We start from the raw sequence: 20,902 nt of genomic DNA, 5'->3' as shown, positions 1-20,902 counted from the left end.
CGCCCATGATCCATTTCCCCTGGCAGACCTTGGGTCATCGGATACATCCGGACAGCCGCGATCGCCCAAGGTCGCGCCGCTCGACGACAATTGCCCAAGATTTACTTCGATGTCTGCGGATGGCTTGAACGGCCTGCGGTGACCGGCCGAACCTCGCGGCGAAGGCAGGAAACACGCGAACAGGCAACCTGACATCCACGCCAGACGACAACGAGCGACCGGCGTAACGGGAGGGAGCGGGCAACCCGGGCGCCTGGGAAGCAGAACCGCAACCACCCGCCCAGGGTGACCGGCGCAGCAGCCGAGAGCGGGGCCGGCGGCACATGAGGAAGTCTCGGGAGGACCGGCCTGCCCGCGCACCGATCTCCGCCCGGCGGGCGCGGCACAGGCCGGAGTGGGCAGTGAGCGCGCGCCGACCGGACGGGACGGTCCAGATGAGGCGGGACGAGGTCACGCGTACCGCAAAAGGGAACGAAACGCGGACCTCGACCACGAAGGACCTCTAGCGTGTCGCGTACCGGATCACGCTTCTCGGAGCGGGCGCCAGGCACCCACGGTGATGAGCGCCATGATGACGGCGGCGATCCAGAACGGTGCGGTGATCGACCACATGCCCGCGAGGAGGCCGCCGAACAGGGAGCCGAGCGCCGCCCCGCCGGTCTGGATGAGGAGGTAGACGCTGGACACCCGGCCACGGAGGTGGTCGGGAACAGCCCGCTGCCCGATCGTCGCGGTGATCACGCCCCACACCATGGTGTGGACGCTGAAGACGATCAGGACAGCGCCCGCTACCCACGGTGACGTGGTCACGGCCAGTGTCAGGTGGACGAGCACCTCGACGATCAGCCCGGCCCGCAGCACGGCGCCGTTGCCGAAGCGGCGGCTCAGGCGGGTGGCGACGCCCGCGCCGAACAGGCCACCGACCGCGAAGGCGGTCAGCAGGATTCCGTAGCCGACCTCGTGGAGGCCGAGGCGGTCCCGGCAGTAGACGACGAAGACCGCGAACGCCGCACAGAACGCGATGTTGCCGACGCCCATGCTGATCGCCGTCGCCCGCAGCAGCCGGTGCCGCCACAGCCAGCGGACACCGGCGCCGATCTCACGGCGGAGCGAGGTGCGTTCGTGCTGCTCGGACGGTGGGACCGGGCGGATGCCGGCGAGTAGCGCGGCGGACGAGGCGAAGGTCAGCGCGTCCAGGCCGAACGGCACCGCCGCCGAGATCACGAACAGCCAGGCGCCCAGCGGCTTCGCGATGAACTGGTTGACGCTGAACGTGGCGCCGAGCCGGGCGTTGGCGCTCGGCAGGTGCTCCGGGGCGACGATCGCCGGGATCAGGGCGCCCATCGCGGTGTCGGCCAGCGTCTCGCCGACGCCGAGCAGGAACACCACCAGGTAGACGACCGGGATGGTGACCGTTCCGGTGGCGATGGTGGCGGTGAGCACGGTCAGGGCCACGGCGCGCAGCAGGTTCACCACCACGGCCGTGGTCCGGCGGTCGAGGCGATCCACCCACGCGCCGCTGACCAGGGCGATCAGCAGCCACGGCAGTTGTTGGGCGAAGACGGCGCCGGCGATCAGCGACGGATTGTCACTGATCGAGGCGACCAGCAGCGGGCCGGCGGCCATGGTGACGCCGTCGCCGATGTTCGAGATCGCGGATGCGGTCCAGAGACGGTTGAAGTCCGCGCCGATTCGCGCGGAAAGAAGGGCACGCAAAATAGCTCCTCAAGCCAGGAAAGAGAAAAGTGGCGAGGAGCCGGCCGGGCAGCGGGTTACGCGGCCTGCTCCTCGGGCGAGAGAGCGGCCGTGACCATGGTGAGAAGCATTTCTCACTCCCTTCTACCGGGGCTGCAACAGATCCGGCGTCCGGAAGTGTATTAGAGGTATGAGGGATACGGGGTTCGAGACCTTCGTGCGGGAGAGCGCCGCCGGGCTGCTGCGGCTCGGCAACGCGCTGACGCTCGACTCGGCTGCCGCCGAGGATCTCGCCCAGGAGACCCTCATCCGTGTGGGCACGTCCTGGTCGCGGGTGCGCAGGGACGGAAACCCGGTGGGGTACGCGCAGCGCACGATGATCAACCTGTTCCTGAACGAGCGGAGGCGACGCCGGGCGATCCCCGTCGCCACGGTGCCCGACACGGCACGGGAGGACGCGGCGCTCGCCTCGATCGAGTCGTCCGCGGCGATCCGGCAGATCCTGGCCGGGCTGCCACCGCCGCAGCGGGCCGCGATCGCGCTGCGCTATCTGTGCGACCTGCCGGACGAGGAGATCGCCGCGGTGCTGGGGTGTGCCACGGGCACGGTGCGGTCGCACCTGTCCCGCGGTTTGACGACGTTGCGCGGCCGGATGACGCAGGGGTGAGCGAGATGCTGTCCAAGTCCGATTTCGATCTGCCCGTCCCAGCCGGGTTCGCGGAGCGGGTGCGGCGCGGGGTCCGCCGGCGCCGCCGTCTGCGCGTGTTCGCCGTGGTGGGCTGTGTGCTGCTCGGCCTGGCCGGGATCTCGGTGGCGGCCTGGCCGGAGCCACGCCGGGCGCCGGTGGAGTCCGCCGCTCCCGCCGTGGGCGACGTGGCCGGTTTCCGGATCGGCTACGCGCCACCCGGGTTGCGCCTGGATCCACGGGTCAGCAGCTCGGTGCACGCGGTGACGGAGAACCTGCTGGTGAACGACGGCTCCGAACCGGGACCGGGTCAGGCGAGCGCCGTGGTCACGATGCGGATCCTCGTCAAGGCGAACGGCGGGAACTCCCTGTTCATCACCGTCCTGCAGCCGTTGCAGACGACGCCACGGGCCGACCGGGCGACGATCACCCGGTGGCTGTCCACCTGGTCCACGATCGGGATGGAGCAGGTCGGCGGCGAGTTCGCCGTGCCGACGGGGACGGCGCGCCTGATGCGGGGGCAGACCACGGACGGGCCGAAACACCAGGTGCTGATCACCACGGCGGACGGCACGGTGATCGACGTGGGCGGCAACACCGAGCTGACGGCGGCCGAGTTGACCTCGGTCGCCGCCGGGCTCACCCGCGGCTGAGACGACTGTCCAGCCAGGTCAGCAGGTGGTGGGCCTGCTCCTGCTGCATGCGGCGCAGGCGGGGCGGGCCGGGCAGGTCGCAGTCACGCCAGGCACGGCTCGCGAGACCGGCCAGGGCCACGTCGATGTGGTCGGCGGGCGTGTCGTGCCAGCAGGTGCTCTTCAGAAAGAGTTCCGGGTCGTGCCCGTCGGCGGCCAGGTCGGGCAGGAGCCGGACCAGGTCCATCCAGCCCGGCGCGGTCCACAGGTGGGTCCAGTCGACGATCCACAGGCGGCCGCCGGGCTCCCGGATCACGTTGTCGCGGCGCAGGTCGCCGTGGTGCAGGGCGGTCCCCGGGACGAGGACGTCCAGCCAGCGGTCCGCCAGCTCGGCGAGACGCTCGACCGGGACGGTGATCGGCGGCGGCTTCCCGGCGCCCAGGATCCGCCAGTCGGCCATCAACGGCACAAAGGCTTCGGCGTACGGGGTGGTGCACCCGATCGGGGACGGGTCCAGACGGTCCCGCATCCGCTCGACGACTCGCCGCAGGTGGTCGAGGTCGTCGCCGCTCCAGTGGGTGACGGTGTCGCCGTCGACGACCTCGAAGGCCTCGATCGACCAGTCCCCCACCGTCTGGGCGGCGATCAGCCGGGGTCCGAGGTCGCCGGCCGCACCCGCCAGCGGAACGGCGGGGCCCTCGCCGCCGGGCGCGGCCTTGACGAACAGGCGGCGGCCGTCGCTGCCGGTCACCAGCGAGGCGATCGACGGTGTGAAGCCGGCGGTGGCGGGTTCCTCCCGGGTGACGCGGCCACCGAGCAGGCCGGCCACCGCCTCCCGGACCGGCCGGGGCGCGTCGGCCAGCAGGGGGCGGGTGTCCACCGTGGTCACCCTAGTCCGGCCGGTCCCGCCTTGATCACCGGGCACCTGTCCCGGTTCCCGTGGTCGCCCGCCCACGTCATAGCGGCAGGCCGGGCACACGGACGGCGCGACGTGAGCGCCTGCCGGACCGGACAGCGCGGGCGGCGGATGGCAGTGGGGCAACCGACCAGCAGGGTCAGCACTGAGTCACCGGCCTTGAGGCGGCGCTGGCGACCAGCCGGACGGTCCCGATCGGGTGCTCGTGGCCGTACCCGGGAATGGGTTGTGGGGGTTGTCAAGGCACGGGCATGGCGCTGATCGCCGGCAGAGGTCGCCGCGCGGGTTCGGGGAGGAGGACGGCCCAGACGGTCTTGCCGGTTGGGGTGCGGTCGGCGCCCCAACGGGTGGCGGCGGCCTGGACCAGTTGGAGGCCGCGGCCGCGTTCGTCGAGGGGGACGCCGCGGCGGACGCGGGCCATCATGCGGAGGCGGGGCAGGCGCGGGTCGCCGTCGGAGACCGCGAGGTGCAGGCCGTCGCCGTGGCGGGTGACCGTGACGACGAGAGCGGTGGCGGCGTGCTCGACGGCGTTGAGGACCAGTTCGGACATCACCCGCCGGGCCGGATGCAGCAGGCCGGACAGCTGCCAGACCATGCACACGTCGGCGACCAGGGTGCGGGCCAGGCTCGCGGCGTCCGGGTCCGGCGCCAACGCCACCGTACGGCACGGCGGCTCCCCTGGTGTTCCGCTCGGAATCATCATGCGGGAACGGTAAGCCCGCCGGCGGCCGGGCGTATTAGTGGAATCAATCGCGGACTCCGGCCCGGCCGGCGAGCCCTCGCATCCTGCTGTCACGGCCGAACCGGGGACGCGACAGCAGGATGCGCAGGGCTTCGCGGGCGCCGGTGGACGTGGCCACCTGCTGCGGCGCGATCGTCTCGGCGCGGTATAGGGCGCCGGCCGCCTCGTCCTCCCTCCCCCGGCCCTGGAGCAGGGCCCGGCAGAGATCGATGAAGTACGAGGACCGGCGGTGCGCCGAGGACACCGCCTCCGGGCGGAGGTCCCGCGGTGCGGCCCGGCCCTCCCCCAGTGCCACCAGGACGGCGAGACGCCACATCCCCACGTTGGTCGGGCCGAAGTTGAACCGGTCGCGCCGCTCCCCGGTGTGCGCGGCGACCGCGGCGGCCTCCTCAAGGTGGGCCCACGCCACCGCGGAACGGCCGGAGCGGGCGGCCATCTCGGCGCTGATCAGGTGGTGCATGCCGTAGGCGCTGGCGGCCGCGGGATCGGCACCGACGTATGGGGAGAGCCGGTCGATGCCGTCGGCGGCGACCCGGCCGGCGCCCTCGGTGGCGGAAACCGCCCGGATGCGGGCGTAGCTGGCCAGGCCCAGGTACTCCGGCTCGCCGAGCTCCTCCGCCGCGCGCATGCCCACTCCGGCGACCGCCAGGGTGAGATCCGGATGACCCAACTGGACGCCGGTGCAGACGGTGCTGTGACAGACCTCCACGATGCGGCGCCGGTGCAGCCGCTTCGCCCGGCCGGTGACGGTACGCGACCGCGCGGCGAGGACGGTGAGCATCTCGGCGAGCGCGGGAACCAGCAGGTCGTACCGGCACGCCTCGAAGTACCGGTCCAGCACCGCCGTGTCGATGTCGCCGCCGTCGTCACCGGCCGTGATCTCAGGGACCGCCATGGCGATGACCCCACACCGCAGTCGCTCGATCGCCTCGGCGCTCACCGGGGAACCGGGATGATCCTCGTCGGGCCGGCCGGTCAGCTCACCGACCGAGATCTGGAGAGCCCGGGCCAGCGCCTCGCGGGTGGCCCGTCGTTCCAGCGGTGCCAGCCCGCTCTCGATCTGGGCGACGTAGCCCTGACTGAAACCGGCCAGTTCGGCAAGCACCCGCTGGGTGAGGCCCCGGCGCAGACGCCAGCGGCGAAGCCTGGCCCCGGCATGGTCACTGTTCACGACATCCCCGATCGAACGGCGGCGCGGAGCCCTGGCCGGCCGCCCCTGAGCAGACAGCTACCGGGCCGCGGCCCGGCGGACAGTGCGTGCGCCCTTCCCGGTGGCCGTGCGCCGTGGTCGCCCTGTCCGGCTGGCTGTCAGAGCTGTCCCGAAGGGCCGACTCCAGGTGAGGTGCGGTTCGGTCGAGCGGGCGCCGATCAATGCCTCAGCAGATCGCGCAGCAGCGTGGCCAGGGCGGGGACGGCCGGATGGGTCGGTGGTTCGCGCCAGGCGAGGTGCAGTTCGATCGGGCGCGCGCCGGTCAGCGGGAGGTAGGTGACCGCCGGGTGGGGATGCATGGCCGCGGTCGCGGTGCTGGTGACCCCGGCGGTGCGGCCGGCCGAGATGGCGGCCAGCCAGTCGTCGGTGTTGGCCACCTCGACCGTGATGGCCGGGGTCGCGTCCGGTGGCCACAGGTCGAGGCTGGTCGTGCCGGTGACCGTGTTGATCGCGATGGCCCAGCCGGCCAGGTCGGTCAGCGTCAGGCTGGGGCAGCGGGCCAGGTCGCTGTCGGCCGGGACGGCGGCCACCCGCTCTTCGGTGGTCAGCAGTTCGGTGTGGATGCCGGGCGTCTCGCCGGGGTCGCGCAGCACCGCGGCGTCGGTTCGGCCCTGGGCCAGTCCGGCGGTGCGGTCGTCGACCCGCAACAACCGCAGTGGGATGTGTGGATGCGTCTGCTGCCAGGCACGGAGGAGGGTGGTGGTGTGTTCGCCGAGAGCCGACCAGGCATGACCGAGCCGTAACGGCCACGTTCCGGCGCGCGCCGGGTCGAGGGCCTCGTCGACGGCGGCGACCGCCGCGGCCGCCCGAGCCCGGAAGGCCTCCCCCGCCGGGGTGAGTTCCAGGTGATGGGTGGAGCGGTCGACGAGCCCGACGCCGAGATGCTCCTCCAACTGGCGCAGCGTGCGGGACAGCGCCGGCTGGGTGAGGTGCAGCCGGGCCGCGGCACGGGTGATGCTGCCCTCGGCGGCGATCGCCAGGAAGGCGCGGAGATGCCGTAACTCGGCGGTCATAACCGGGAAGCATAACCACTGCTCGATCAGCATTTCCGGGCCGCCGGGCGGGCGCATAGCGTCGGCGCCATGAGGGCGGGAGTGGGCCTCGTGCTGGGCGGGGCGATGTCGGTGCAGTTCGGGTCGGCGGTCGCCGCGCTGCTGTTCCCCCGGGCCGGGGCGGCCGGGGTGGTCACGTTGCGGCTGCTGATCGCAGCCGTACTGCTGCTGGTGGTGTGCCGTCCCCGCCCGCGCGGGCACAGCCGGGGCGACTGGGCGGTGGCCGCCGGGTTCGGGATCGCGCTGGCCGGCATGAACACGCTGTTCTACCAGGCGATCGACCGGATTCCGCTGGGCCCGGCGGTGACCCTCGAGGTACTCGGCCCGCTCACGCTGTCGGTGGTCGCCGCCCGGCGCCGGGCGAGCTGGCTGTGGGCGGGTCTGGCGCTGGCCGGGGTGGCCCTGCTCGGCTATCAGGGCTTCGGCCGGCTCGACCCGGCCGGGTCGGCATTCGCGCTGGGTGCGGGCGTGATGTGGGCCGGGTACATCGTGTTCAGCGCCCGTGCCGGGCAGCGTTTCCCGAAAGCCGACGGGCTGGCCCTGGCGATGGGCGCGGCGGCGCTGCTCAGCCTGCCGCTGGGCGCCCGGCCACACCTGCTGGAGCCGGTCACCCTCGGCCTGGGTACGGTGGTGGCGCTGATGTCGTCGGTTCTGCCGTACACGCTGGAGCTTCGCGCCCTGCGCCGCCTGCCGACCTCGACCTTCGCGGTGCTGATGAGCCTCGGCCCGGCGCTGGCCGTACTGGCCGGCTGGACCGTCCTCGGACAGCGCCTGTCCGCTCTCGAACTGGTCGCCGTAGCCCTGGTGATCGCCGCGAGCGTCGGCGCGGTCCGTACTTCCCAGCCCACTCCCCGGCCCGCTCTCTCCCCTGAGACCAGCCCCGCCCTCCTGCCCGACTGACGCCCGGGTGAGATCGCACGGAAGCCATGACGTGCGGCCGCACCCGGGTGACAAGGCTTGCGGGGAAGCACGCTGACTTCCGCGTGTGCGCCGACCGGGCAGCCTGCTCTCGGTCGCTTCGGAGGCCTACGAACGCGGCACCGGGTCGCCATGGGTGCATGAGTCGCCCGTCTCCTACGAGACCGGCAGCAACGAGGACGGATGGTCCGGTTCCCGTCCACCCCCGCTCATGCGGGTGCTGCTCGGTGTGGCCCGGCTGCTTCCCCGCCGGGAGGAGCGGTAGGCGCGGCATCCATCACGGCCGGTTCGCGGACGGCGTACCGGATCAGGCCGGGAAATTGATCTTGCCGGCAGTCGGGCGGGCGGCGGCGAAACGGGCAGCGAATCGGGCGGGCGGCGGCGAGGCGGGCAGGCCGGCGGCGGTTTCTGTCATACCGGCCGGGCAGAATGACGGCGTGACGCCATCAGCCGGGGACCTGCTCGCCGCCGTCGTCGCCCGCGCCATCGCGGACTTCGCCGGTCGTAACGCGTTCGTGCGTGGCGGCAGCGCGGTCCACGCCGTCGCCACCGTTCGCTGGCTCGGCGAGCTGGAGGTGCCGGCGCCGCTCTGCCACGTCGGGGTCAGCGGGGGCGAGCTGGCAGCGCTGCGGCCCACCACGGCTGCGGTGACCTGCCGCCGCTGCCTGCGCAAACAGGGCGCCGACGAGCTGGCGGCCTTCCCGCACACCGAGCAGCTCACCCTCTTTCCCACTCGGCCGAAAACTGGAGCAGACCGTGCTTCTGGTGACCGTTGACGGTGGCGACGAGGCCGTGGGGACCATCCAGGGCGGCGGCGGCCAGGTGGGCGGCGGCGCCGGGAAGGCGCAGGAGGGTGAGCCCGAACGACTACCCGGACTCCAACAGAGGCGAGTCGGGTCCCTTACACATGGACGTTCGGCGATTCCTGTGTGGAGGACGCTGAGCGGCGGGAGGCGAGAGCCATGCGAAAGCTACTGATCACCGTCCTGGTGGGGCTCGTGGGAGCCGGGGCCGGCGCGCCCGCGGCGGCGCGGACCGGGGAGCCGGACATCGATGTGGTCGCCTCCTGGAACGGGCTGGCGCTCGACGCGGTCCGGGCCGCGCGGGCGACGGACGCCGACGCGGCGCGACTGTACGCGCTGGTGAACGTGGCGATGTTCGATGCGGTCAACGGGATCGGCGGCCGGCGGGAGCCGGCCCTCATCGGCGGTCACGGGCCGCGGCAGGCGAATCGGCAGGCGGCCGCCGCGGCGGCGGCGCACGCGGTGCTGACCCGGACGGATCCGGCGCGGGCGGCGACCTACGACGGCGAACTCGCCGCCGACCTGGCGGCGCTGCGCCACGGGGTGGACGACGGGGCGGCCTGGGGACGCCATGTCGGCGAGGCGGTCGTGGCGGCCCGTGCCGATGACGGGTCGACTCCGGTGGAGTCGCAGGCGGCCGGGTCCGGGCCGGGTGTGTTCCGGGCGACCTGGCCGGGCGTGCAGTACCGGAACGTGCGGCCCTTCGCGGTGGCGAATCCCGGGCGGTACCTGCCGGGGCCGCCGCCGGCGCTGGACAGCGCGGTCTACGCGGCCGCGTTCGCCGAGGTCGCGGTGGTCGGTGACGGCCGGATTCCGGCGCCCGAGTCGCTGGCGACCTACCAGTTCTGGTCGCTGCCGGCGGGGTCGAGCCAACCGCCGGGTGAGTGGTTGCGCATCGCGTCGACGGTCGCGGCCGAGCGGCATCTCGGTCTCTCCGATGAGGTACGCCTGGGCGCGCTGATCTCGATGGCGCTGGCGGACACGACGGTGGTGACCGTGGGGACGAAGTACACGTACCGGCATTGGCGGCCGACCACCGCGATCCACGAGTCGGCGACCGCCCCGGATCCGGCGTGGGTGTCGCGGGCCGGCAGTGTGGGCAGCTCCCCGGAGTACGTGTCGGGCCACAGCTCGTACAGCGGGGCGGGCGCCACGGTGCTGGCCGGCTTCTTCCACACCGACCGGATCGCGTTCACCCACGCCACCGATTCGGCGCCGGGCGGGACCGCCCGTTCGTACCCGGGCTTCTCGGCGGCGGCCGCCGAGGCGGGACGGTCGCGGGTCCTCGGTGGCCTGCACTTCGATTTCAGCAACCGGGCCGGGCTGGAGATCGGCCGGGCGGTGGCCCGTGAGGTGCTGGCCACGAGCCTGCGGACACGATGACCGCCGGCCGCTGCGCATCCGAGATCGACGTCCGGCTGATGGACGTGCACCGGCTCTGCCTGCCGGACGGCTGATTCGATGTGGCGACCGGCGGTTTCGTCATCCACCTGGGCGGGCGGCTGATGCGGAGTCACTGCATGGCGGTCGCCGCCGGGTGGTCGAAGGATGCGGGGCAGCGGAAGACGTACAGGTCGTAGCCACGGCCGAAGGCCACGCTGACGAAGTCCGGGGACGCGTCCGGGTCCTCCTCGATCGGCCGCCAGCTGCAGTGCCTGCCGTTCCAGTCGGTCGAGGCCGCGGTGAAAGTCAGGGTCATCGCGGCCCCGCAGACAGAGCAATTCATCGGGTACGGGTCGGTCAGCGACCATCTGGCGAACCCGCCGACCTTCCAGCCCGGCGCTTGCGACAGTGCGCTCTGATAGTCGAGGAGTTCGTCCTCGTCCTCCAGTTCCTCGTCCCGGGCGTCGAGCCGGTCCCGCAGGTCCTCGGGAAGCAGGTCGGCGTACTGGTACTCGCGCACCTGCTCCGGATGCACCACGCAGGGATCCGGCAGATACATGTCGCTGATCACCGCCGGTTCCGGGGCCGTCCGGAGAACCTGTCCGATCGTGGCGCTGTCCCGCCAGTAGAAGAACACCTTCGGGCTGTAGTGGGCGTCCTCGTGGTCGACCGGGCACCACAGCACCTGGAGCAGGTCGGTGCCGTCCGGCCCGGCGTAGTCGGGGATGTCCTTCCGGTACAGCTGGGCGACCGGCATCAGCGGGATCGGCTCCTCGAGCAGGTCGTCCAGTTCGAGGTCCTCGTCGGCATCGACCTCGGCGCGTTCCGCCGCGGTGAGGAACTCTCCGCCGGGCAGCGCCGGCCGGGCCCAGGCCTCGGCGAGGATCTCCCGCTTACGGCGCTCGACGGCCGGCGTGGTCAGGTTGTGCGGGCCATGGGCGCCCGCGTCGTCGCATACCGGCCACGGCTCGTCGGCGGGCCACAGCAGCGGGCCTCCGACCGAACTGTCGGCGACGGTCGGCTCGCCCGGCCGCGGGTGCAGGCGGGTCGCGGTGGTCGAGTGTTCCCGCAGCTCAGGGAAGAGCTGAGTGATGTCGAGGGGCCGCGGAGGCGTGGTTCGGGACATAGCCGGTGATCTTAGTGTCAGTCGGTGTACGATACCGTTCCGTACAGCAGCTTTCGAGAGGGGCAACGGCATGGCGGGAATCGTGGTGGTCACCGGCGCGGCCGGCGGCATCGGCTATCACACGGCGCTCGGTCTGGCGCGGCGCGGGACAGGCGTGCTGATCGCGTCCCGCGACCGGCGGCGGGGCGAGGCGGCGGCTGAGCGCATTCGCTCCGAGGCGGCCGGGCACAGCCCGGAAACGGCCTGGTGGGAGCTCGATCTGGGCGACCTGGCATCGGTCCGGCGGTTCAGCGAGCGATTCCATGACGCGTACGATCGTCTCGATCTCTTGATCAACAATGCCGGCGTGATGGCGCTGCCCCGCTCGGTGACCACCGACGGTTTCGAGCGTCAGCTCGGCGTCAACCATCTCGGGCACTTCGCGCTGACCGGCCTGCTGCTGCCCGCCCTGCTCACCACCGAAGGGTCCCGGGTGGTGACCGTGACGAGCGGCCTGCACCGGCGTGGCCGGATCGCCTTCGACGACCTGATGAGCGAACGCCGCTACGGGAAGTTCCGTGCCTACTGTCAGTCCAAGCTGGCCAACGTGCTGTTCGCGCTGGAGCTGGGCCGCCGGACCCCACTGACCAGCGTGCTCGCCCACCCGGGGGTCGCGCACACCGATCTCGCCCGTACCGGGAATCGGTTTCGATCGTTGCTGATCGCCGCGGCCCGGGTGGGGGCGCAGTCGGCGGAGGACGGCGCGCTTCCGCTGTTGCACGCCGCGATCGCCACGGACGTGCGCGGGGGCGAGCTCTACGGCCCGGACGGGCCCGGCGAACGGCGCGGGAAGCCGGCCCGGCTGGAGGTCGCGGCGCAGGGCCTCGACGAGGAGGCCGCCCGCCGCCTGTGGACGATCTCCGAGGAGCTGACCGGTGTACGGTACGGTACGTTCGTCCAGCATTGATCCGTCTTGGAGGGCGGTTTGCCCCAGTCCCCCGCCGCCCAGCACCGTCTGGATCCGGCGCGTGAGCAGGCCATCCTCGACGCGATCCGGGAGCTGCTGACCGAGGTCGGCTACGACCGGATGTCCATCGACGAGGTGGCCCGCCGGGCCCGGGCCAGCAAGGCCACCATCTACCGCCGCTGGGCCGGCAAACCCGACATGGTCACCGCCGCCCTGCACGGGATGATGCGGGAGCGCCCGGCGCTGGCGGACACCGGAACGCTGCGCGGTGACCTGATCGCGGGCCTGACCATGTTCTGCCGGGTGTACGAGCGCAAGCACCCGTACGTGCTGGCCCTGTTGTCGGCGATCCGGGCCGACCCGTCGCTGGGCCGGCTGCTGCACGAGCACGTCCTGGCGACCGGCACGGCCGAGGCGGAGATCGTTCTCGACCGTGCCGTCCGCCGCGGCGATCTGCCGGCCGCCCCGGACACCGGGGTCGTCGTCGAGGTGTGCAAGGCGATGCTGTGGCACCGGCTGCTGCTCACCGGCCTGCCGCTCGACGACGCGTGGGTGGTCCACCTGGTCGACGACATCGTCCGTCCGCTGCTGGGGTCTCCCTGGTGAGCGTAGGGTGGCGCCCGTGACTCTTGTGATCGATGAGAACAGCCGCAACGGCGGACAGTTCGCCTGCCAGTGCTGTGACAGCATCGCCGACCGGACGTGGGCGTTCGTCAACGACGAGAACGACGCGGTGGCCGTCTACTTCGCCAGCTGCTACCACCACAACGGGGTGCACGAGGCGTGGATCGACGCGATCCTCGGCACCTGGGGTGAGGGCCGCACCGACGACCACATCACGTTCGGCTGCCGGGTCGGCCCGGTCGAGGGCCAGACCACGCCGGCCGCGACGCTTGTCGATGGAGGTTCGGCCGCGCCCGACGACCCGATGTTCGGGCGGAAGCTGAGCCGCACGGACGGGCTCGCCCACCCGCGGATCGCCGAGTTCTGGAAGATCGTCGACACCATCCTGGAGAAGGACGACCTGGTCCGGGGCCACGTCTACGGCGCGTGAAGCGGGCCGGGCGGCCGTGATGGAATAGCCGGCGTTCCGCACTCTCGCCGACCAGGCGGTTCCCGCCTAGAGGACAACCACGGGGGTACGCCGTCCGCGCGCCCTACCCCCGTGGTGGTACACCAGGTCCCAACTCCGGCCTGACGATCCGTGCCCCTCCCGTTCCTACGCTCCCCTGTATCGGTTTCGTGAAAGGGGAACGTGATGGGTGTTCAAGAGGTACTGGCCGCCGGGGTGTACACGATGAGCAGCGGCCGGATCGTGGCCGGCGTGGCCGCCGTCGCCGGGCTGGCCGGGGTGATCGCCGGTGGCCGCGCCCTGGCCCGCCCGGCCCGCGGTTTCGCCCTGTTCTCGCTGGCCGCGGCCGTGGTCGCGCTGGTGGGCGGCGGGTTCGTGGCGGCCACGTCGGACAGCGGCATCGGCACCGGTAACGGGCGCGGCGGAGCGTATGTGGCGATCGTGCTCGGCGTGATCAGCCTCGTGGTCGGCGGGCTGGCCATGGCCCGCTCGCGGCGGGTCGGCGTGTAGGCGTTGACCGGGCGGAAACCTGTCGCCCACGATGCTGCCCGCCATGAGGATTCCGCGTTTCGTGGCGGCGCTGGCGGCCGCCCTGCTGGCGCTGCCGACGGCCGCATGCAACTTCGAGGACACATCTCAGGCCATGGAGTGGACGAAGGTCGTGCCGGCGGGCGACTGCCACTGCGCCGACGGCAGCCCGTTCGCGTTCTGGGAACGGCGGGCGGACACGGCCAGGGTCGTCGTCTTCCTGAACGGCGCCGGCGTCTGCTGGGACGCCACGATGTGCGAGTTCACCGGTGACCGTGGGGAGAACGACTTCTACGACTGGAACATCAGCGGCGTCGAGCCGTCGAACCGGGAGGGCATGTTCGACCTCGCCCACGACGGCAACCCGTTCGCCGGGCACTCGTTCCTGTACGTCAGCTCCTGCACCGGCGACGCCCACCTGGGAGACCGGACCCAGGAGTACGCGCCGGGGCTGACCGTCGAGCACCACGGCCTCGCCAACGGCACGGCGGCCATGGACCACCTCGCGGCGAACTATCCGGGCGCCGAGCAGGTGGTCCTCATCGGCAAGACGGCGGCCTCGGTGGCCGCCCCGTACTACGGCGGGCTCATCGCCGACCGGCTGCCGAAGGCGAAGGTCACCGTGTTCGGCGCCCAGTCCGGCGCCTGGCCGGACAACGCCGACTTCAGCGCCCGGGTCCTCCGGGACCGCTGGGGCGTCGACCCGGTGCCGGCGGCCGGTGTTCCCGGGTTCTGGATCGAGGCCGGAAAGCGGCACCCGGAGCTGGTGCTGTCCCGGTTCGACTTCGCCTACGACCCGTCCGCGGCGGCGGAGCTGGCCCCGTGGGCGAGCGGCAGCCTGCTGGAGACGATCGACCGCAACGAGGCGGCGATCGAGGCGGCCGGGGTGACCCTGCACAGCTACACGGCGCCGGGGGCGGACCACGGGCTGTTCGAGTTCGAGAAGTTCTACGAGATCGAGGTGGACGGCGTCAGGTTCGTCGACTGGCTCGGCGAGCTGGTCACCGAGGGGCCGCCGGCGGACGTCCACTGCTCGGAGTGCGGTCCGTAGACGCCACCCAGCCCGGGACGATCAGACCCGATTCGTACGCCAGGATCACCAGCTGGGCCCGGTCCCGCACGCCCGTCTTGGTCATGATCCGGCTGACGTGGGTCTTCGCGGTGGCCGGGCTGAGCACCAGGTGGGCGGCGATCTCGTCGTTCGACAGGCCGGCCGCCACCAGGGCCATCACCTCGCGCTCCCGGTCGGTGAGCGCGCTCAGCCTCGGCCCCGGGTCCGGGTGGGTGGCGCGGGCGGTGAACTCGGCGATCAGGCGGCGGGTGATGGCCGGCGCGATCAGGGCGTCCCCGCGGGCGACGACCCGGACGGCGTGGATCAGCTCGGCCGGTTCGGTGTCCTTGACCAGAAAGCCGCTCGCGCCGGCACGCAGTGCCCCGTATACGTACTCGTCCAGGTCGAACGTGGTCAGCATGATCACCCGGGCGCCGGTGATCTCCCGGGCGGCGGCCAGCCCGTCCAGCCGTGGCATCCGGATGTCCATGAGCACCACGTCCGGCCGCAGGTCCCGCGCCAGGCGGACGGCCTCGGCCCCGTCACCGGCCTCACCCACCACCTCCAGGCCGTCCTCCCCGTCGAGGATCGACCGGAAACCGGCCCGGACGAGCGTCTGGTCGTCCGCCAGCAGAATCCTGATCATGACGGCACCCGGTCGGGGCTCAGCGGAAGACGCGCGCTGACCCGGAACCCGCCACCGGGCCGCGGGCCGGTGGCAAGCGTTCCGCCGAGCGCCCGCGCCCGCTCCCGCATCCCGAGGATCCCGTTCCCCGGGCCGGCGTCCCCGCGCGGGCCGAGGCCGTCGTCGTCGATCTCCACCAGGACGTCGGGCCCGTCCGGCCGGATCCGGACGACCGCCTCCCCCGCGGCCGCATGCCTCGTCACGTTGGTGACCGCCTCCTGGACGATCCGGTAGGCGGCCAGATCCACCTCGGACGGCAGCGGTCTCGTCTCGGTGACCTCGACGCGGATCTCCAGGCCGGGGGCGGTCAGCTCGCCGAGCCGGTTCAGGCCGGGCGGCGGGGTCAGTGGCGCCTCACCGTCCTGCCGGAGCGCGTTCAGCGCGGCGCGCAGCTCGCGCAGCGTCTCCCGGCTGGTCTCCCTGATCGTGGTGAGCGCCTGCTCCGACCGGGCCGGGTCGGGCCGGTGCAGGGCGGCGCCGGCCTGCACGTTGATCAGCGACAGATGGTGGCCGAGGACGTCGTGCAGCTCCCGGGCGATCCGCAGCCGGTCCTCCGTGGACCGGTGCCGGGCCTGCTCGGCGGCCCGCCGCTCGGCGGCGGCCGTGCGGGCCTCCACCTCGGCCAGATAGGCCCGGCGGTTGCGGGTCACGCCGGCGATGACCGCGACCAGCCACCCGGCGTGCAGGAAGGTGGCGCCGTTCCCGGACACGCCGGTCCGGGTGAGACTGTCGGCGGCCGCGAAGGCCAGCACCGACGCGCCGCCCAGCCCGATGGCGACCGCGAGATGCCCCTCGTCCACGACGGTGTAGAGCGCCACGACGAAGACCAGCATGATCGGGCCCGGCTGCTGGAGCAGGAACCCGTAGGCCGCGACCGCGGCCAGCGCGACGACCCCCACCACGACCGGGAAACGGCGACGGAGAAACAGAAGACCGGACGAGACGAGTACGGCGAGGAGCGCCGCGAACTCAGCGGCGGTGTCGAGTCCGCCCGACTGCACGACGAGCCCCGCGACGCCGATGAAGGCGACCGCGGGCACCAGGACGGCGTCGGTCCGCCGGCCCCGTGACCGCCACCCAGCCATGGCCCGAGCGTAGCCCAGCCCGCCATCCGACCGAGACCCCGAGAGCGGCCTCGGCGTGCCCGGCCACCGATCTCAGCCCGGCGGGCGCTGCACCGGCCGGAGTGGCAGCGAGATCGCGCGGCAGGGCGGAACTGTCCGAATGAGGCGGGACGGGGTCGGGCGTACCGGAAAGGTCTGGAAATTCGGATGACACCACGGCGGGCAGCGGCGAGCATCGGCGGGCCCGGACCGTTGGAGGGGAATCACTTGTTCTCGTCGTACCGCCGCCTGTTCGCTGTTCCGGGCGCGGCCGCCTTCACCTTCGCCGCGCTGCCGGCCCGGATGGCGATCTCGATGTTCGGGGTCAGTGTCGTGATCATGGTGGCGTCGCTGCGGGACTCGTACGCCCTGGCCGGCTCGGTCTCGGCCGCGGGCCTGGCGGTGACCGCCCTGCTCGCGCCATGGATCGCCCGGTGGGTGGATCGGTACGGGCAGTCCCGCGTGGCGGTGCCGACCGCACTGTTCTCCGCGTCCGGCGCGGCGGCCCTGGTGATCTGCGCGGGCGCCGGCGCCCCGGCGTGGACGCTGTTCGCCGCGAACATCGTGGCGGCCGCGAACCCGAATGTCGGCGCGATGGTCCGGGCCAGATGGGTGGCCCTGCACCGGGACCGGCCGGATCTGCTGCACACCGCGAACGCGCTGGAGCAGACCATCGACGAACTGTGTTTCATGACCGGTCCGGTGATCGCCGCCCTCCTGTGCACGGCGGTGGCGCCGCAGGCCGGCCTCACCGTGACGATCGTGCTGTTCGTGACCGGTTCGCTGGCGCTGGCGGCGCAACGGCGCACCGAGCCGGCGGTGCACGGCGTGCGGGAGCGCGGCCGGTCGCCGCTGCGGCAGCGGGGCGTTCCGGAGATCGTGGTGACGTTCCTGTTCACCGGCGCGGTCTTCGGCAGCGTCGAGGTGGTCACCGTGGCGTACGCGGAATCGCTCGGCCACCCGTCGGCGGCCGGTGTGATCCTGGGGCTGTTCGCCGGCGGGTCGGCGGTCGCCGGGCTGGCGTTCGGGACGCTGAAGGTGCGCGGCGTGGCGGCCGCCCGGTTCCTGATGTGTGTCGCGGCGATGGCCGTGCTGATCCAGCCGGTGCTGCTCGCCGGGAATCTGTGGGCGCTGGCCATGGTGCTGTTCGTCGCCGGGCTGGCCACCGCCCCCACGATGATCACGAGCATGACCCTGGTGCACGAGCTGGTGCCGTCGGCGCGGATCAACGAGGGCATGACCCTGACCGTGACCGGCCTGCTGATCGGTGTCTCGGCGGGCGCGTCGATCGGCGGCTGGACGGTGGAGACGGCGGGCGCGCGCGGCGGGTATGTCACGCCGGCGGTCGCGGCCGGGCTCGCGCTGGTGGCCGCGCTGATCGGTTTCGGCCCAGCAGTGCTCAGGTCGAGGCGCACACCGGTCGCCGTCGCGGATCCGGGCGCGGCGGTCGCCGATGGGGCACGGGAGGGAGCGGAGGCCTCGGCGAGACGCGACGCGGCCGAATAGGCCGTAGGCGGGGTCGGCGGTCATCTGATAGGCGGTTCGGCAGACCTCCAGGAGCCGCCGCGTCCAGTGCGGCTGTCGCGGATCGGCCAGCGAGGTGGTGTCCCGCAGTTCGACCAGGAGCGCGCCCGCCTGCCGTACCGCCTCGATGTCCTTCTCCTCGACGCCCTGGCGCAACAGCTCCTCGGCCCAGCGCTCGTTGTGCCCCGGATCGTCGGTCACCGGCTCATCGTCGCAGCCCTTCCGGAGTTCCGGAACCGTGATCGGCCGCCGCACCATGACGGCAGGACTCGGAGGCTGTTCCGCTCGGGACAGCCCGGCGGCCGGCCGGGGTTCAGGGCAGCGGGACGGTCCCGGGGGTGGGGCTCCAGCTCTGGAGGGCCACCACCGTGCCGGCCCGGCCGTGGCGGATCAGGTCCAGCACCGCGGTCACCGCCTCGTCCGGTGTCGTGAACGGCTGGTCGGTGGTCAGGCACATGATCCGTACGCCGTCGCGGTCCGCGGCCCGGTCGGCGGTGAACCGGACCAGGGCGGGGGTGTCGGCGGAGGCCGACGGGACCACGTTGAGGATCGCGCCGCCGCCACGGATCCGCATGGATTCCCTGGTCAGGTCGGTCAGGTGCATCTCGGCGGTCCGGCCCGGCACCGGGCTGGGCCAGCCACCGGCGCCCGCGTTCACCAGGACCACCGGGCCGCCCCACTCGTCGGCCACCGCCACGATCCGCTCCAGGTAGCCGGGTTGGCGGACATCCGGGCGTACGGCCTGGGCGGGCACACCGTAGCTCCGGGCCTGCGCGGCGCAGGCGGCGGCGCTGTCGGCGTCCAGGTCGGCGGCGAGGATCCCGTACCCGGCGCCGGCCAGGCCCAGCGCGATGGCCCGGCCCAGGCCGGCGCCGGCCCCCGTGACGACGGCGATGCCGGTCTGCTCTCCGGGGAGGGACTCCGCCACGATCGGTTCCGTGTAGTCGGGGTCGGCGATCACGGCCGGGGTGATCACCGGCTGGCCGTAGACGACCGGCTGTCCCACGGGGGCGACCGCAACGGGCTGGATCACCGGCGCGGCCGCGACCGGCTGAACCACCGGCACGGCCGCGACCGGCTGGGCCGGGGCGGGCTGAGGGACGGCGGACCGCCCCTGCCGCGCCGCGGCAGTGGTGCGAGCGGGCGGCGGCACGACCGCGGCACGTGCTGGCGACGGGGTGGCGGCGACGCTGGCGCGTACGGGTTGAGGTGCGGCGACGGGCGCCGGTTGCGGAGATACCGCCGGGGCCGGGCGCGCGGCGGCGCGCCCGGCCTGCGGACGGGCGCCGGGTGTGGCGCGGCCCCGGGCGTAGGTGCCCTGCCCGGTGGGCGGGCGCTGAGGCTGCACCGTGCTGCGGGCGGCCGCCTCCTCGCGGGCCCGCTGGGCGGCCTTCTCCCGTTCCTGTGCCCACTTCTCCTGCTCGCGGACGGCCTTCTTACGGGCGCCGGCCTCCTTGCGGTCGCGCAGCGCCTGCCGGAGACGGTCGCCCAGACCGGGTTTCGCCGGGCCGGCAGCCTGCGGGGCGTTCCTCGCCGGCGCGCCACCGGAAGGTGCGGCGGCGGACGAGCCTCCCTTGCGACGCCGGAGGGCCACCGCGGCGACCAGCACGATCAGCAGGACCAGCAGCAGCCCGGGCCGGTCGAGCAGGTAGTTCAGCAGTCGCCCGAGCAGGCGCAGGGCCGCGAGGAACAGGTTGCCGAGGAAGGCGAAGAAGGTGCCGACCGCGCCGTCGGGCAGCGGGCCGAACACCCGCATGGCGGAGGCGATCAGCGCCGCGAGGGCGGCCACGGCGGTGAGTGCGATGTTGAGGACGGGACGGCGCGCCTCGATGCGGTCGCCGGCGGCACTCTGCACGGTCGCCGCCAGGGACATGCCGGCCGCGAAGACCATCGGCAGCACCCAGGTCAGGTACATCGGGGCGATCAGCGCGAGCTGCCCGGCGGCGAGGATCAGCAGGCCCACCTCGACGGCCAGGAACAGCCCGAAGCCGAGGATCAGGCCGACCGGGTACAGGTGCCAGGGACGGCGTACCCAGCCCAGCAGGCGGCCGAGCCGGGTCGGCGGCCCGGCGCCGTCGCGCCGCATCCGCACGGCGCCGATCAGGACGACGAACTGGAGGATGCCGAAGATGCCGAGGAAGACGCCGGTGAACGAGCCGTCCAGGATCACCGGCCGGTCGCGCCAGGCGAGCATCTGGAGGCCCATCGTGAACAGGACCGCCATGACGTAGACCGCTGTCGAGTAGCCGAGGGCGTACCAGAATCCGGCCATCGTCGTGCCGCGCCCGGAGATCTGCGCGGTGGCGCGGTCGATCGCGGCGGTGTTGCCCGGTTCGAAGGCCCAGCGCATGCCCAGCAGGTAGGCGACGACGAAGACCCCGAGTGGGAACTGTGGCGGGAGTCCGTCGAGTGCCCAGAATCCGGCCAGGTGCAACAGCACGGCGACCCCGGCCATCACGGCCAGTGATCCCCGGTTCCCCTTGTCCGCCATGTCGGCTTCCCTTCGCCCGATCACAACTCGTCTGGCGAACGGGATTCGCGGCCGGCGCCCCCACGGATTGCCGTACGTCACTGAACTGACACACATCGCGCCTGCGCTGCGGCAACCGGACGGTGACCCACGCGCACCGGCCCGGCAATCACCCCCACCCACCCCAGGCCGAAGTCAACGGTGAGCCCGCAACACACTTCCCCGGAAGGACCGATCTTGCGCCAGCTTCTCCGCCGCATCGCCGCGACCGCCCTCATCGCCCCGGTCGCCGCCGGCACCGTCATGATCGCGTCCCCCGCCGAAGCCGCCCCCACGAAGCCCAGCACGGTCGCCCTGCAGA

Annotated in this window: 21 protein-coding genes; 12 read left to right on the top strand and 9 right to left on the bottom strand. The window is 72.8% G+C overall.

Annotated features, from left to right (window positions below):
• Nucleotides 1–522: 522 nt before the first annotated feature.
• Entirely contained in the window at nucleotides 523–1,716 is a 1,194-nt protein-coding gene (locus tag KZ829_RS34055; RefSeq protein WP_220147956.1) for an MFS transporter, read from the bottom strand.
• A gap of 169 nt (nucleotides 1,717–1,885) precedes the next feature.
• Between KZ829_RS34055 and KZ829_RS34050 the strand changes: the two genes are divergently transcribed.
• Nucleotides 1,886–2,362 carry a SigE family RNA polymerase sigma factor gene (locus tag KZ829_RS34050; RefSeq protein WP_220147955.1) on the top strand — a complete coding sequence of 159 codons (477 nt, stop codon included), beginning with the start codon at nucleotides 1,886–1,888 and terminating at the stop codon, nucleotides 2,360–2,362.
• Between the two features lie 5 nt (nucleotides 2,363–2,367).
• Nucleotides 2,368–3,033 (top strand): hypothetical protein, encoded by a 666-nt coding sequence (locus KZ829_RS34045; RefSeq protein ID WP_220147954.1) that lies wholly within the window; start codon nucleotides 2,368–2,370, stop codon nucleotides 3,031–3,033.
• On the opposite strand, the gene KZ829_RS34040 is transcribed toward KZ829_RS34045, so the two are convergent.
• The 4 genes from KZ829_RS34040 to KZ829_RS34025 all read right to left on the bottom strand — a co-directional run bounded on the left by KZ829_RS34040 (nucleotide 3,020) and on the right by KZ829_RS34025 (nucleotide 6,893).
• Nucleotides 3,020–3,892: a phosphotransferase family protein gene (locus KZ829_RS34040; RefSeq protein ID WP_308285775.1), complete on the bottom strand. Its 873-nt coding sequence runs from the start codon at nucleotides 3,890–3,892 to the stop codon at nucleotides 3,020–3,022. The two genes, KZ829_RS34045 and KZ829_RS34040, sit on opposite strands and share 14 nt — an antisense overlap.
• Before the next feature lie 274 nt (nucleotides 3,893–4,166).
• Nucleotides 4,167–4,631 (bottom strand): ATP-binding protein, encoded by a 465-nt coding sequence (locus KZ829_RS34035; protein ID WP_220147952.1) that lies wholly within the window; start codon nucleotides 4,629–4,631, stop codon nucleotides 4,167–4,169.
• A 43-nt stretch (nucleotides 4,632–4,674) separates the two neighbouring features.
• Nucleotides 4,675–5,841 carry a helix-turn-helix domain-containing protein gene (locus KZ829_RS34030; RefSeq protein WP_220147951.1) on the bottom strand — a complete coding sequence of 389 codons (1,167 nt, stop codon included), beginning with the start codon at nucleotides 5,839–5,841 and terminating at the stop codon, nucleotides 4,675–4,677.
• Nucleotides 5,842–6,038: 197 nt separating this feature from the next.
• Complete coding sequence (locus KZ829_RS34025; RefSeq protein WP_220147950.1) at nucleotides 6,039–6,893, bottom strand: LysR family transcriptional regulator; 855 nt, start codon at nucleotides 6,891–6,893, stop codon at nucleotides 6,039–6,041.
• A gap of 69 nt (nucleotides 6,894–6,962) precedes the next feature.
• On the opposite strand from KZ829_RS34025, the gene KZ829_RS34020 reads away from it, so the two are divergent.
• The 4 genes from KZ829_RS34020 (at nucleotide 6,963) to KZ829_RS34010 (ending at nucleotide 10,036) form a co-directional block, all read left to right on the top strand.
• Nucleotides 6,963–7,832, top strand: coding sequence for an EamA family transporter (locus tag KZ829_RS34020; protein ID WP_220147949.1), 870 nt, complete (start codon nucleotides 6,963–6,965; stop codon nucleotides 7,830–7,832).
• Between the two features lie 154 nt (nucleotides 7,833–7,986).
• Nucleotides 7,987–8,115: a hypothetical protein gene (locus KZ829_RS44240; protein WP_281428309.1), complete on the top strand. Its 129-nt coding sequence runs from the start codon at nucleotides 7,987–7,989 to the stop codon at nucleotides 8,113–8,115.
• A 172-nt stretch (nucleotides 8,116–8,287) separates the two neighbouring features.
• Nucleotides 8,288–8,626, top strand: a complete 339-nt coding sequence (locus KZ829_RS34015) for a hypothetical protein (RefSeq protein WP_220147948.1) — start codon at nucleotides 8,288–8,290, stop codon at nucleotides 8,624–8,626.
• A gap of 186 nt (nucleotides 8,627–8,812) precedes the next feature.
• On the top strand, nucleotides 8,813–10,036 hold the full coding sequence (locus KZ829_RS34010) for a vanadium-dependent haloperoxidase (RefSeq protein WP_220147947.1): 1,224 nt from the start codon (nucleotides 8,813–8,815) through the stop codon (nucleotides 10,034–10,036).
• Between the two features lie 130 nt (nucleotides 10,037–10,166).
• Here KZ829_RS34010 and KZ829_RS34005 read toward each other — a convergent pair whose 3' ends face one another.
• On the bottom strand, nucleotides 10,167–11,162 hold the full coding sequence (locus KZ829_RS34005; protein ID WP_220147946.1) for a hypothetical protein: 996 nt from the start codon (nucleotides 11,160–11,162) through the stop codon (nucleotides 10,167–10,169).
• Nucleotides 11,163–11,232: 70 nt separating this feature from the next.
• On the opposite strand from KZ829_RS34005, the gene KZ829_RS34000 reads away from it, so the two are divergent.
• From KZ829_RS34000 to KZ829_RS33980, 5 genes are all read left to right on the top strand, one after another.
• Nucleotides 11,233–12,108: an oxidoreductase gene (locus KZ829_RS34000; RefSeq protein WP_220147945.1), complete on the top strand. Its 876-nt coding sequence runs from the start codon at nucleotides 11,233–11,235 to the stop codon at nucleotides 12,106–12,108.
• 18 nt (nucleotides 12,109–12,126) lie between these two features.
• Nucleotides 12,127–12,714, top strand: coding sequence for a TetR/AcrR family transcriptional regulator (locus tag KZ829_RS33995; RefSeq protein ID WP_220147944.1), 588 nt, complete (start codon nucleotides 12,127–12,129; stop codon nucleotides 12,712–12,714).
• Between the two features lie 16 nt (nucleotides 12,715–12,730).
• Complete coding sequence (locus KZ829_RS33990) at nucleotides 12,731–13,162, top strand: hypothetical protein (RefSeq protein ID WP_220147943.1); 432 nt, start codon at nucleotides 12,731–12,733, stop codon at nucleotides 13,160–13,162.
• A 204-nt stretch (nucleotides 13,163–13,366) separates the two neighbouring features.
• Nucleotides 13,367–13,690: a DUF6223 family protein gene (locus KZ829_RS33985; RefSeq protein WP_220147942.1), complete on the top strand. Its 324-nt coding sequence runs from the start codon at nucleotides 13,367–13,369 to the stop codon at nucleotides 13,688–13,690.
• A 43-nt stretch (nucleotides 13,691–13,733) separates the two neighbouring features.
• Complete coding sequence (locus KZ829_RS33980) at nucleotides 13,734–14,759, top strand: pectin acetylesterase-family hydrolase (protein ID WP_220147941.1); 1,026 nt, start codon at nucleotides 13,734–13,736, stop codon at nucleotides 14,757–14,759.
• On the opposite strand, the gene KZ829_RS33975 is transcribed toward KZ829_RS33980, so the two are convergent.
• Both KZ829_RS33975 and KZ829_RS33970 read right to left on the bottom strand, forming a co-directional pair.
• The gene (locus KZ829_RS33975) at nucleotides 14,710–15,405 is read right to left on the bottom strand and encodes a response regulator transcription factor (RefSeq protein ID WP_220147940.1); all 696 of its coding nucleotides are present in this window, start codon (nucleotides 15,403–15,405) and stop codon (nucleotides 14,710–14,712) included. The genes KZ829_RS33980 and KZ829_RS33975 overlap by 50 nt on opposite strands.
• Nucleotides 15,402–16,529, bottom strand: a complete 1,128-nt coding sequence (locus KZ829_RS33970) for a sensor histidine kinase (RefSeq protein ID WP_220147939.1) — start codon at nucleotides 16,527–16,529, stop codon at nucleotides 15,402–15,404. Before KZ829_RS33970 ends, KZ829_RS33975 begins: the two co-directional genes overlap by 4 nt.
• A gap of 246 nt (nucleotides 16,530–16,775) precedes the next feature.
• Between KZ829_RS33970 and KZ829_RS33965 the strand changes: the two genes are divergently transcribed.
• Nucleotides 16,776–18,053, top strand: a complete 1,278-nt coding sequence (locus tag KZ829_RS33965) for an MFS transporter (RefSeq protein WP_246636755.1) — start codon at nucleotides 16,776–16,778, stop codon at nucleotides 18,051–18,053.
• Between the two features lie 331 nt (nucleotides 18,054–18,384).
• Here KZ829_RS33965 and KZ829_RS33960 read toward each other — a convergent pair whose 3' ends face one another.
• Entirely contained in the window at nucleotides 18,385–20,562 is a 2,178-nt protein-coding gene (locus KZ829_RS33960; RefSeq protein ID WP_220147937.1) for a HoxN/HupN/NixA family nickel/cobalt transporter, read from the bottom strand.
• Nucleotides 20,563–20,902: the final 340 nt, after the last annotated feature.

This window comes from Actinoplanes hulinensis, from assembly GCF_019429605.1.
Taxonomy (GTDB): domain Bacteria; phylum Actinomycetota; class Actinomycetes; order Mycobacteriales; family Micromonosporaceae; genus Actinoplanes; species Actinoplanes campanulatus.
The sequence above is the reverse complement of the archived record's forward strand: the minus strand, read 5'-3'. Positions and strand labels throughout refer to the sequence as shown.